At 52.7% G+C, this 11,678-nt stretch carries 16 protein-coding genes; 9 read left to right on the forward strand and 7 right to left on the reverse strand.

Annotated features, from left to right (window positions below; genetic code table 11):
- Together WCG50_RS00385 and WCG50_RS00390 are read right to left on the reverse strand one after the other, a co-directional pair.
- Positions 1-670 (reverse strand): MnmC family methyltransferase (locus tag WCG50_RS00385; RefSeq protein WP_336897573.1); only part of this gene is annotated, 670 nt, incomplete at its 3' end.
- Between the two features lie 11 nt (positions 671-681).
- Complete coding sequence (locus WCG50_RS00390; protein ID WP_087493783.1) at positions 682-954, reverse strand: oxidative damage protection protein; 273 nt, start codon at positions 952-954, stop codon at positions 682-684.
- A gap of 123 nt (positions 955-1,077) precedes the next feature.
- Between WCG50_RS00390 and WCG50_RS00395 the strand changes: the two genes are divergently transcribed.
- Positions 1,078-1,308 carry a hypothetical protein gene (locus WCG50_RS00395; protein WP_336897574.1) on the forward strand — a complete coding sequence of 77 codons (231 nt, stop codon included), beginning with the start codon at positions 1,078-1,080 and terminating at the stop codon, positions 1,306-1,308.
- A gap of 4 nt (positions 1,309-1,312) precedes the next feature.
- Complete coding sequence (locus tag WCG50_RS00400) at positions 1,313-1,834, forward strand: disulfide bond formation protein B (RefSeq protein ID WP_336897575.1); 522 nt, start codon at positions 1,313-1,315, stop codon at positions 1,832-1,834.
- 8 nt (positions 1,835-1,842) lie between these two features.
- Here WCG50_RS00400 and WCG50_RS00405 read toward each other — a convergent pair whose 3' ends face one another.
- The 3 genes from WCG50_RS00405 to WCG50_RS00415 form a co-directional block, all read right to left on the reverse strand.
- Positions 1,843-2,547 carry a mobilization protein gene (locus WCG50_RS00405; RefSeq protein WP_336897576.1) on the reverse strand — a complete coding sequence of 235 codons (705 nt, stop codon included), beginning with the start codon at positions 2,545-2,547 and terminating at the stop codon, positions 1,843-1,845.
- A 72-nt stretch (positions 2,548-2,619) separates the two neighbouring features.
- Positions 2,620-3,969 carry an amino-acid N-acetyltransferase gene (gene argA, locus WCG50_RS00410; protein WP_336897577.1) on the reverse strand — a complete coding sequence of 450 codons (1,350 nt, stop codon included), beginning with the start codon at positions 3,967-3,969 and terminating at the stop codon, positions 2,620-2,622.
- 49 nt (positions 3,970-4,018) lie between these two features.
- Positions 4,019-4,690: a hypothetical protein gene (locus WCG50_RS00415; protein ID WP_336897578.1), complete on the reverse strand. Its 672-nt coding sequence runs from the start codon at positions 4,688-4,690 to the stop codon at positions 4,019-4,021.
- A gap of 130 nt (positions 4,691-4,820) precedes the next feature.
- Here WCG50_RS00415 and WCG50_RS00420 point away from each other — a divergent pair, with 130 nt between their 5' ends.
- A complete protein-coding gene (locus tag WCG50_RS00420) occupies positions 4,821-5,366 on the forward strand; it encodes a hypothetical protein (RefSeq protein ID WP_336897579.1) in 546 nt (181 codons plus the stop codon).
- Positions 5,367-5,373: 7 nt separating this feature from the next.
- Here the strand turns inward: WCG50_RS00420 and WCG50_RS00425 are convergent, their stop codons facing one another.
- Positions 5,374-5,706, reverse strand: coding sequence for a hypothetical protein (locus WCG50_RS00425; RefSeq protein WP_336897580.1), 333 nt, complete (start codon positions 5,704-5,706; stop codon positions 5,374-5,376).
- Between the two features lie 187 nt (positions 5,707-5,893).
- Here WCG50_RS00425 and WCG50_RS00430 point away from each other — a divergent pair, with 187 nt between their 5' ends.
- Positions 5,894-6,403 (forward strand): arsenate reductase ArsC, encoded by a 510-nt coding sequence (locus WCG50_RS00430; RefSeq protein ID WP_336897581.1) that lies wholly within the window; start codon positions 5,894-5,896, stop codon positions 6,401-6,403.
- Positions 6,404-6,668: 265 nt separating this feature from the next.
- Here WCG50_RS00430 and WCG50_RS00435 read toward each other — a convergent pair whose 3' ends face one another.
- Complete coding sequence (locus WCG50_RS00435) at positions 6,669-6,881, reverse strand: hypothetical protein (protein ID WP_336897582.1); 213 nt, start codon at positions 6,879-6,881, stop codon at positions 6,669-6,671.
- 301 nt (positions 6,882-7,182) lie between these two features.
- Between WCG50_RS00435 and WCG50_RS00440 the strand changes: the two genes are divergently transcribed.
- From WCG50_RS00440 to WCG50_RS00460, 5 genes are all read left to right on the forward strand, one after another.
- Positions 7,183-8,277, forward strand: a complete 1,095-nt coding sequence (locus WCG50_RS00440) for a WecB/TagA/CpsF family glycosyltransferase (RefSeq protein WP_336897583.1) — start codon at positions 7,183-7,185, stop codon at positions 8,275-8,277.
- Positions 8,274-9,248: an acyltransferase gene (locus tag WCG50_RS00445; protein WP_336897584.1), complete on the forward strand. Its 975-nt coding sequence runs from the start codon at positions 8,274-8,276 to the stop codon at positions 9,246-9,248. The genes WCG50_RS00440 and WCG50_RS00445 overlap by 4 nt, the downstream gene beginning before the upstream one ends.
- Positions 9,245-9,829 carry a hypothetical protein gene (locus WCG50_RS00450; RefSeq protein ID WP_336897585.1) on the forward strand — a complete coding sequence of 195 codons (585 nt, stop codon included), beginning with the start codon at positions 9,245-9,247 and terminating at the stop codon, positions 9,827-9,829. Before WCG50_RS00445 ends, WCG50_RS00450 begins: the two co-directional genes overlap by 4 nt.
- Positions 9,822-10,331 (forward strand): serine acetyltransferase, encoded by a 510-nt coding sequence (locus WCG50_RS00455; RefSeq protein ID WP_336897586.1) that lies wholly within the window; start codon positions 9,822-9,824, stop codon positions 10,329-10,331. Before WCG50_RS00450 ends, WCG50_RS00455 begins: the two co-directional genes overlap by 8 nt.
- A 131-nt stretch (positions 10,332-10,462) precedes the next feature.
- Entirely contained in the window at positions 10,463-11,677 is a 1,215-nt protein-coding gene (locus WCG50_RS00460; RefSeq protein ID WP_336897587.1) for a glycosyltransferase family 2 protein, read from the forward strand.
- Position 11,678: the final 1 nt, after the last annotated feature.

An 11,678-nucleotide genomic window follows, 5' to 3' on the forward strand; every position in this document is an offset into this window, starting at 1 on the left:
CGCACGTTCCAACTGCCTGCGCTTGTCGGGTTGACGCCTCGCGGGTGTTTTTCAGGGTCCAGCGGGGGTTGAACTGCCCGCTAAGTGTGTTGATGTCGGATTCGTTGGCGTTATTGATGAATTCGAAGCCGCATTGCTTTAAATCAGCGGTGTGCGCCAGCGCTGCCGGGCTGGCGGCAAAAGTGGTTCCACGTTGACAGCAGCGCGCCAGTGCCTTGGTGAGCCAGATCGTCCATGGGGGACATTGAGGGTCGAAAGTCGGTGCAATATCCAGATAGACCGAATCGGCGACAAACAACTGATCGCGCAACATCGCGGTCAAGTCCCCGACGCACAAGGTCAATAAAACATCACCCCCAGCGAGCGTGAGGCGATGAAAACCGGGCAAAAGGCCAAACCAATGCGTTGCCAATTCGTGGGCGAGTGCCAGCAACTCAGGAAAAGGAGCCGCGTTTGCCAACAACTCATGCAAAGAGAGGGGTGCAGGGGTCAGCGCCACATAGTGAAGTAGACGCGGACGAAGTGGGTCTGAGTTCCAGCTATGCCAGGTGCTTAGAAAATTCAGACCCGATCCAAAACGCGTATCCAAAATACGCCAGGCCGTGGTGTCAGCCCACGCCTGTGGCAGGCCACAACCTTGAATCAAGGCAGAGGCTGCTGGGTCAGTCATTGGCAGGTGATTCAGGCGCTGGGCGGTACGTACCCTTGGGCAGCATCGGCACCATCACCAAAAAAGTGATTTTCCATCTGGCGAGCAAGATATTGGCGAGCCCGTGCATCTGCCAGATTCAGTCGGTTTTCATTGACCAGCATGGTCTGGTGCTTAAGCCATGCCGCCCAAGCTTCCTTGCTGACGCTTTCCCAAATACGCTTGCCAAGTTCGCCAGGGTAGGGCGCGAAATCCAGTCCTTCAGCTTCTTTGCCGAGCTTGATGCAGTTAACAGTGCGTGCCATGTGAAGCCTTTTTCAAAAATCTTATAAAGGCTGCCACTTTAGCAAGCTTTGTGATGCCCCCACATCAGCATATGAAACCAATGAACTATCGCAATATATTCTCACTGAAGTAAAATACAGACTATGGCAAAAGCAGACACAAAAACCAAAATGTTGGCCGACGGCCTTCGTTACAAATCCAAAGTTTCGGGTTCGCCCTTTACTGCGGCCACCTCCTTCGGCGCCGCGACCATGTCGTGCTTCCTGTGCGGTAAGCACCGCGCTCGTTCGCAAATGGTCACGCGCAAAATTCTTGGTAAATCTCAGGCTGTTTGTTCACCCTCTTGCAAAGAGGCTGACGCGGCCGCTAGCTAATGTCATGACTTTTCGGGTTTTGACAGGCTTGATTGACAAGCAACCCCGCCTCGTATTCCTGCTCATCAGTGCAAGCTGTGTTGCGCTGCTTGCTTTCGGCATTTACCTGCAACAAGTGGTCGGCTTGGTTCCGTGTCCCATGTGCATCGTACAGCGTTATGCTCTTGTATTGGTAGCACTTATCGCAGGACTGACGGGGGCTGGAAGCAGAAAAGGCTTGCATCTTGGCGGCTCAGTCTTGTTGCTGATCACGGCTGGTTTTGGTGGCTTTGTGGCAGCCCGACAAAGCTGGTTGCAGTGGTATCCGCCGGAAGTTGCCAGTTGCGGTCGTGACTTCTACGGAATGATCGAGACTTTCCCCTTGCAGCGCGCCTTACCCATGATTTTCAAGGGTGGTGGCGACTGCATCAAGGTCGATTGGACCTTTCTCGGCGGCTCCATTGCCAATTGGTCATTTGTCTGCTTCAGTGGCATAACTATTCTGGCTTGCTTGCTGATCTGGCGGATCAGTCAAGCCAGAAGCTAAATAAAACGTTACAGCGGCAGCGTATCCAGCATGTCGTAGGTTCTGCGTAACCATAGTTTGACACGTTGACGCTCCAGCAACCCCAGTGCTTCCGGACCTGTGCGGTCGTTGAAGGCGGCCCAAAAACTGGCATTCTGGCGGTCAATCTTGCGCATGCTTGCTTCATGCAACTGCCCCAGCGTCACCACTTTAGCGCCCAGCGAGACCGCTTTCTCCAAGGCTGGCGAATCGTCTAGTTGTGAAAAATCCGCCCCACGGCCTTGATTTTTAACCACAAAGTAGTTGGGTCCTTCTTCAAACGTGTTGACCAAGCGACCTAGCAAGTCCACTGAATCTTTGCCCGCATCAGCGACGTGCCAAAAATTCACGGCAATGCCCATTTCTTTCATGACGGCAAATAAATCTGAATCCTTGATCCAGCGTGTCAAGGGTGCAGCCGTCTGCGCCGCCAAATCTACAATGACGCTTTTTTGCTCGCTGCCCACGGATTGGTCTTCAAATGCCTCAACCAAACGGTCCAGGCCTTCGTAGCTGTCCACAACGACCGGAGAAGCGTAGTCGGCATAAAAACGCGTAAATGAGGTGTGTGAACGGTCGGTGTCAAAGCCGGTGAACGGGCGACCGTTGTCAATGAAATACTGGGCCAGAACCCGTGAAACCACGGATTTACCAACGCCGCCTTTTTCGCCGCCGATGAAATTGAGTGAATGCATGTCTTTTTCTAAGAGTTGATATTGATGAACAAGGCCCGATGCCTTGCTGTGTAAACACAGCAAGAACCGTGCTCAGGGGAGTTTTTTGACCAGCACCTGGCTCTTGCGATCCCAGTTGTATTTGCGTTTTCGCGCTTCTGGTAACCAATCAGGGTCGACCAGCACAAAGCCGCGTTTGAGAAACCAATGGGTGGTACGGGTTGTGAGTACAAAAATGCAGTCAAGCCCGGCGGCCTTGGCCCGTTGCTCTACGCGTTTCAAAACCCGTTCGCCGTCGCCTTGGCCTTGCACTTGCGGCGACACCGTGAGCGCAGCCATCTCAGCTGTGCGCGCTTCCGGGTAGGCGTAGAGTGCGGCACAGGCAAAAATAACGCCATCATGCTCAATCACGGTGTAGAGCCCGACGTCACGCTCTATTTCGGTGCGACTGCGTTTGACCAAAGTGCCATCTTGTTCAAACGGCTCAATCAATTGCAAGATGCCACCGACATCGTCCACGGTAGCCTCGCGCAGACTCTCCAGCTTTTCATCCACCACCATGGTGCCAATGCCGTCGTGCACATAGACCTCCAGCAAGATGGAGCCATCTACCGCAAACGGAATAATGTGACTGCGCTCAACGCCATGTTTGCAGGCCTTCACGCAGTGCTGAAGGTAAAAAGCGGTGTCGCTGGGTTGGTTCGCTGCCGGCAATTCGGCCAACAGTTTTTCAGCTGCTGCCAACGGCAGTTCGGTGTCAATCGGGTTGTCGTCGCTTTCGGGCTGACCCGGTTGAATCCGGATACCCGGTATTTCGGTCACAAAAATCAGTTTATCGGCTTGCAGGGCCACGGCGACTGAAGTGGCAACCTCTTCCATCGTGAGGTTAAAAGCTTCACCGGTGGGTGAAAACCCAAATGGTGACAGCAGCACCATGGCACCAAAATCTAGCGTGCGCATAATGCCCGCCGTGTCTACCTTGCGCACCAGTCCCGAGGACTGAAAATCTACGCCATCAACTATGCCGACCGGGCGTGCGGTTAAAAAATTACCCGAGATCACCCTTACCGTCGAACCGGCCATGGGGGTATTGGGCAAGCCCTGACTGAAGGCGGCCTCAATTTCATAACGAAGTTGCCCGGCGGCTTCCTGCGCACAGTCCAGCGCTACTTCGTCTGTGATGCGCATGCCATGTGAGTAGCGCGGCGTATGACCCTTGGCCTTGAGCTGTTCATTCACCTGCGGTCTAAAGCCATGCACCAGCACCACCTTGACACCCATACTTTGAATCATGGCCAGGTCTTGCGCCAGATGCGCCAACTTGCCAGCCGCAATAGCTTCACCCGCAATGCCCACGACAAATGTCTGGTTGCGAAACTTATGAATATAAGGCGCCACCGAACGAAACCAGGGCACAAAAGTGAAGTTAAAAACTGAGGACATACGGAAAATTGGGGCTTGGATTCAGGTGGAATGGATGCGAATGGGTCAATTATCTGTAGACAACAGAAATACCAGGAACTTGCAATACGCCAGGTTGCCCGGTTAAAAAACTGCTTAAAAGCTCAATCAGCTTTTTATCACAAAGCGCTCGAATTGCAGGCTCTGAAGCCATGGCTAAGCCGTGTTGACTCGCCATGGTGGGAAGCTTGTCTTGAATTTCTTTTAAAACAGTCACTTCGTCGGAAAGTGACCCTCCGCTAGAAATCTCATGCGAATGTGTTCGTATAAAAGGCGAACTGACGACTGAAGGTCTACCCACCTTAATTTCAATACCGGAAGTGGTGCTGATGATGTCGAAACTATCAGTCTTGAGATCAAAACCAATTGAGTATTCGACCAAGTATTTGAAAATCACAGTGGTGTCAGGCTTGGGCCTTCCAGGATCTGACTTTAGGTTTTCAACGTGGACCTGCTCTCTCACCATTTTGATCACTAATGACTTTGCTTTTTCCAACACAGCTTGCTTTGCGGGTGCAAGATAATCCATGTATTTTGTATAACCAAGCAGTGTTTTCTTGATCTTCAAGACCTCGGCCTTCACACTCAACACGTTGTCCAAAGCATCCTGACGTTCACCATGCCGACGGTAATCCTGCACGACATACACCACAGCCGCGCTAAAAAGGCACCCGGCTATGGCAAAAATAATGACCGTATCCATTAATCTGATTTACCTTTCAAGTCGTTGTATCCAGCAGTAAAAGAATCAACTGGTTAAATCAAGTAATCGATTTGAGCATAATTTTATTTCTGCTTTCACTGGTTACAGTTAAGGCACGTTCAGAATCGACTTGGCTTTTGACCTCCAGTTTTATAACCCCAACTTTCACTACATCAAGGCTCCCATGGTTACCTCTTACAAACCACAAATAACCACGATCTCGTACGACGGTATCGATAGCAACACACCTTCAGGCGCACTTCCAGAGCTTCTGGACCGTCTCGAATCAAGGGGAGGGTACGACCCCAGAACCGGTAAATTATTGCCATTCAAGAACATGAGTGACGATCTTGACGAGAGTCTGATCAATGAGATGCTCGACAGCATGACCGCTGCGGTTGAAGCCGGATTTGGGACACCAGCCACTTTCTTAACGGACTTTTTTGCAACAGACAACGATGTTCAAAATTTTGCAGATGCACTTGATGATTACGCTGCTGAACAAACTTTTTGGGTCAATGACCGTCACTTCAATGCCTTCATCAATGCGGCTGATGCAGAAGAAGAAAATGCGGTGACCTACGCCGCTATGGCAGAACGGATTCGTGATCTTTATGAAATAAAGCGTGATCAGGCTCAAAAAGCGGCAAAGTCAGCCGCCAAGAAACCCAATTAACTGGGTGTCAACCGATTGCAGCCATAACGCTAACAAACACCAGTTTGGTAGTCAACCACGTTGCAATCACGATTGACCATGATTTCCACTTGATACGCGCAACATTCAATTTATTTTCAGCCAACGTAAAAACCACCGCGCAAACCGCTCCAAAAAATAGACCAAAAAGTCCTTGGTACAGTTTTTGTAGCCAATAGTTTTCCAGGTCCTGGTCAACGGGTTGAAACATTCCTACTACGCCAGCAAAAATCAACCAGCGCACCATGTAACCACGCCAACGGTACCAATGGCTTGAGTTGATTTTTGCCCAATGGGCTTGGGTCGGGACAGTCGGCTGCATTCATTCACTCCATTGATGGAAAGTCGAAAAACAAAAAAGTTTCGGGGGAGTATGAGTTATTCACCGTGTCTCTGGTTAATGTCGATTTGGATGAGAATTCTGAGATGAGAGTATCGCCATCAAATGGAGAACAAGGTTGATAATCGTCCTTCATTTTTTCAAAAACTGACAACCCGAAAGCTAACTTATGAGTGACAAGGTCTTCAACGTACTTTTTCTGTGCACTTGCAACACTGCGCGCAGTCTTTTGGCAGAAGCGCAATTGAACGCATTAGGTAAAGGACGCTTCAGGGCTTTCTCGGCGGGCAGTTTTCCGATCGGCAAAGTGAATCCCAATGCCATTGATTTTCTTCAGCATATCGGCCTTCCCACTGATGGTTTGCGCAGTAAATCCTGGGATGAATTTGCGACGCCTGACGCACCTGTCATGGACTTTATTTTGACCATCTGTGACGATGCAGTGGAAGACCAATCGCCGATTTGGCCAGGTCATCCCATTGTTGCGCATTGGGGAGTGGCAGACCCCGGCAAAGTCAAAGGCAGTGCCGAAGAAAAACATCGCGCTTTCATGAATGCAGGGTCCAACTTGCGTAAGCGCATTGAGCTGTTTATTTCATTGCCAACAAGCTCACTGGACCGAATGAGCCTCAAGTATCACATTAACGAAATTGGAAAATCTGTTTGTGAACTCGAATGAAGTCAGAATTTCCAAGCAAGGCCGCAGGGGGGATGAAACTGATGGTACGTTTGGACTTAAGAACCTCAAGCAATTCAAGTTCTTTCGATACTTGTATGACCAAATTGTCATCGGCCCCGTACCTGGCTATCAATTTTGACTGAAACCTTTTCAGGTTGCCTAAATGTCTCGACATCGACCATCTCCTTTTTTGTAAAGCGGGATTTGGGCTTTGTGAATTTAAGGTTTGATTTTAACTCGGCAAGTGTACTTCATACGATGTATATTATGTTAAGTTAACAAGCTGAGGGTTTAATCTATTTCGCCGGATGAGCGTCATCCGGCGAAGTAAAAATGTCCCTCTTTGGGAAGTAAAAGTGACGCACTCCTCTTGAAGCAGCGCTGCATTTGAGGCGTCTATTTCTTTAAAATTGGCGGTTCGTTGTTCATCTTCTGAATGGCGCTTGATTTCATCCTCACTACGACGTTGCTCAGCCAAAAGTTTCTTTTCGTAGTCCGCGTGTTTAAGTTGAATCGCATCAAGATCGCCTTCGCGCCGTTAATGGCTATCTGCGACTGCTCTAGTCATGTGGTGTGGTCGACAATTTGGCTGCGCGTGACCTGTAACATTTCCTCCAGGGCATGTTGTCACTCTGCATTAACTTGCTCACGGTTGTCTGTGAATGGCATTAATTAAAACCAAGCAAATTCACAATCTTGCAACACAGTTTGGAACCATCTCCCGTCCAATCGCTGCATCCGACTGGGATGAGTGTCTGGCACCAAACGAGAGAATCCAAATGACCGACTTTTACAGAAATGTGCACTGCATCATGGGCTTGCCCATTGATGCCATGTCCATGGACGAGGCCGTGCGCCAGCTGCAGCAAGCCCGCATCACCCGACAGAAATGCTTTTTTTCCACGCCAAACCTCAATTTCATGATGGCCAGCCAGAAGCAGTCACATTTCAGGGAATCGGTTTGCATGAGCGACCTCAGCCTTCCAGACGGAATGCCATTGGTATGGGTCGCCAAACTGCTGAATATCCCGATACGGGAACGCGTCAGCGGCTCAGACCTGTTCGATTGTTTGCGTCAACAGACCGAGAGCTTGTGGCGGGTGTTTTTCTTTGGTGGTACCAAAGGAGTCGGACAGAGCGCTTGCCTTGCCATCGGTGATCAGTCGGCCGGCGTCCTGCCAACCGGCTACATCTACCCCGGCTTTGTCAACACCGAGGAAATGAGTCGCGATGATCTGGTGCAATGCATCAACCAAAGCGAGCCGGATCTGGTGGTGGTGTCACTCGGAGCGGCCAAAGGGCAGGACTGGATTTGTCGTAATCGTCAGCACATTACGGCACCGGTCATCGGTCACTTAGGTGCAGTTATAAATTTTGTCGCTGGCAACATCCAGCGTGCGCCACCCTGGATGCAGCGCGCAGGTTTGGAATGGCTCTGGCGTGCCAAGGAAGAACGTACCCTGATCCGGCGCTATCTGAACGATGGACTTTCTTTTTTGCGTGTGCTTGCCATACGCGTGCTACCACTGGCATTGCACCATGCCTACCAGAAGCCAAGTACAGAGGATTTGCGCAACGCAACGGCAGAATACGGGCGCCAGGAAAGCCAAGGCCTGGTCCATTTGCGTGGCGCCTGGAATGCCAGTAACCTGCGGCCAGTTCGCGACATCTTCACCCAAATTGAGCATGACAATGGCAATGTTGTGCTGAACTTGTCACAGGTAAGCAGCATTGATAGCGCCTTTGTTGGCCTGCTGCTGTTGCTCGAACAGTCTTTGGCTTCTCGCCAACTGAGCCTGTGCCTGTCCGGAACACCCCCGTCCATTCGTCGCTACTTGCAACTCTCAGGCGTGCAGCATCTGGTCATCGAATGAAGGCGTCAAAAGTACAGACACTGCGTGGCTTGGCATGCCTGCTACTGGTGGTCTACCACGTGGTCGGAGCCACAGAGAACCAGGGCCTGCGTATCCACGACGGATGGTTACGCCAACTGACTGAAGCATTGATGGCACTGCGCATGCCTGTGTTCGGCCTGCTTGCCGGTGCCATGTACGGATTTAGCAAAAAACGCGGTTGGAGCTTGGTGCGCAACAAGGCGGCGCGCCTGCTGTGGCCCATGCTAAGCGTGGGCACAGTGTTTGCTCTGGTTCAGTACGTAACGCCAGGCAGTAACTACCGCATTGACGAGCTCCAACTTATGCACATCGTGCCGGTGGCACATTTCTGGTTTCTCGAATCACTGTTTTTGATTTTCTGCATCGTGGCGCTGGCCGAATCCGTATTACCAATCACCAGCACGCACAGTTGGTGTGGCTACTTTGTTTTGAGTGTTCTGGTGTATCTGGCACACCCTGGCTTCATCTGGTTCAGCGTGCTGGGCGCCACCTATTTGTTGCCCTATTTCTTGCTAGGCCTGGGCATGACCCGGCTGCAATGGGACGCGACCCAGCAACAGCCCAAATCCGGTCTGCTGCGCATCGCGCTAGGCGCTTCAGTTGTGGCCTGGTTGATGGCGCAGGGACCTGAGTTGGAACGCTTCTCCCCCCCCATGCTGATGGCCGGTTTGCTGCTGGCCTCTGGATTTTGGTCGCTGGGCTGGCGCAACCGCCTGCTGGCACGCATCGGTCACTATTCGTTTGCCATCTTTTTGTTTCACGTCTTTTTTACCTCGGCTACACGCATGGCCCTGCATGCGATGGCACTGGACGCCCCTTTTCTGGTATTGTTTGTAAGCGTTCCAGTCGGCGTGATGGCTCCGGCCGGCCTGCAACACCTGATTGCTCGTTCGCGCACCTGCAGCACCTATCTGATGGGTAATGCGCAACCGCAACAGGCCGCCATATGAACGATGCGCTTCATGTTCTTTTAGGCACCGAAGGTTGGGGCGAGCTGAGCGATTGGGCCAGGCCCCTGGCCTATGGGCTGGCAGCGATGGTCTGCGCCTTGCTAGGCACATCCCAAAGTTTGGCCCGACACACACCTGCCCGCGTGCAACAACTATGGCTTGCACTATGTCCACTTTATTTACTGATAGCGACCAGCTGCTTGGTGAAGGGTGACGTGCTGTGGGTTCAATGGGCACGCGTCTTTGCTCGCGAGCAACATTTATACGAAGAGCGCCGCCTGTTTCAGCTAGCAGCCCTGCTGACCCTGGTCTTGTTGGCCTGGGCAACGTGGCAGCAATATCAGCGGGTGCAGCGCCACACAGCAGCCCGAACCTCAGTGTTGCGTAACATACTGCTTACAGGCGCAACCGGCACACTCGTGCTATATCTATTGCGTTATGTCTCCTTTCACTATTCCGACTTGGCTCTCAACGCCATCCTGTTCGACCACAGCGTAGCGTCTTGGGTGGAGTACACGTCACTTGGACTGGCCAGTTTGGGCACCGGCTTAGAGTTGCTGCGGAGTTACGGCCATGTTTAAAAACATCCGCTCTGATCTAACAGCTCACGGCGGTGACTGGGGTGCGCAGGGCTTCTGGGCCCTGCTGGTGTACCGCTTCGGGCGCTGGCGCTACAGTGTGCGCCCTGCCCTGTTGCGCAAGCCTCTGTCGCTGCTTTACAAGGTGCTTTACAAATTCATCCAGATCATTACCGGCATCGAACTGCCTTGCGAAGTTCCTTTGGGCCAGGGTTTTGTCATTGAGCACTCAGGCGGCATTGTGGTCAGCGGCTTTGCCAGCTTTGGTGCCAACTGCCGCATCCGCAACGGCGTCGTCATTGGTCTGTCCCGAGTCAACGAACCGTGCGCACCACAGTTTGGTGACAATGTGGACATCGGAGCAGGAGCCAAGGTACTGGGAAACATCCGTATCGGAGACAACGTACTGATTGGCGCCAATGCCGTCGTCATCACCGATGTACCAGCCAATTGCATTGCCGTGGGTGTACCAGCAGTCATCAAGCCCCGTAAAGCGTGCCACTGAACCTGCCGCGCGTACCCCAGCAACCGGTCTGAGTTCACATTTCGAACACACTTGTGGAGGGCCGTCCGCTTACCATTTTGCCTATCGAAACGCCCCATCTCGTTGGGCGCTTCCCACAAAAAGGCATGACCATGGAATTCTTAGGCACTACCGCCCTTACGCTCGCCACCGCTCTTAGCTGCGCCCTGGCCTTCGTGCTGGCCATCCCCGCCTGGAGCCTGCTGCTGCTGACACTGGCGGCTGGTAAACGTATTCTGACGTCTGCCACAGCGGATGGCGTCAAAACACCGCTGCGCGTAGCAATACTGGTGCCAGCCCATAATGAATCCGTCAACATTCTTCCCACCCTGAACTGCCTGCAGGCGCAACTTGGGCCGAACGATCGTCTGCTGGTCATTGCCGACAACTGCCAGGATGACACTGCCAGCGTGGCACGCGCCTGCGGTGCCGAGGTAGTTGAACGCCAGCACGCTAGCCTGCGGGGTAAAGGGTATGCCCTGGCTTTCGGCGTAGATGCATTGCGTGATGACGCACCGGATGTCGTGGTGGTGGTGGATGCCGACTGCCGCGTTAGCGTTGGTGGCATACAGGCCATTGCACAGCGATGTGAACAAACAAAATGCCCGGTGCAGATGTTGGACCTGATGGTGGCACCTCCCGGTGCGGGTTTGCGCACACGCATGCTGGAATTCGCTTGGCTGGTGAAGAACCAGGTGCGGCCACTGGGCAGTTTTCGACTGGGCCGAGCCTGCCACCTGATGGGTACCGGCATGGCCCTGCCTTGGGACCTGGCGTCCACAGCGAAACTTGCCACCGGCCATATTGCCGAAGACATGAAGTTAGGCGTGGACATGGCAATTGCCGGGCGGCCCACGCAGTTCCTGGCGCAAGCGCAAATTACCAGTGAATTTCCAATTGATGCGGCCATTGCACGCACCCAAAAAACACGCTGGGAACACGGCCACTTGCAGACGCTGGTACAAGAGCTGCCTCGCTTGCTAGTTGCCTTTGCGCGCCGCCCACGGGCTGCCACTCTGGTGCTGGCCATGGACCTGGTGATCCCACCCTTGGCACTTTACTTTCTGTGCGTGGCAATCAGTTTGCCGCTGTTTGCCTTGGGCTATTTCTTCAGCGCCGAGATAGGTGCCGCCGCACTGGTTTCCTTGTCCACTGCAGTCGCACTGGCACTGGCCATCACGCTGGCTTGGCTGCGCTACGCAAGGCACCTGCTGAGTCTGCGTGAGTTACTGACTGTCCCGTTGTACGCGGCCTGGAAGTTGCCGGTGTACGTGGCCTTCTTCCTGAATCGTAAATCAGGCTGGACACGGACCTCCCGCAAGGTTTGAT

This window comes from Rhodoferax sp. (assembly GCF_037143375.1).
Classification (GTDB): Bacteria; Pseudomonadota; Gammaproteobacteria; order Burkholderiales; family Burkholderiaceae_C; genus Rhodoferax.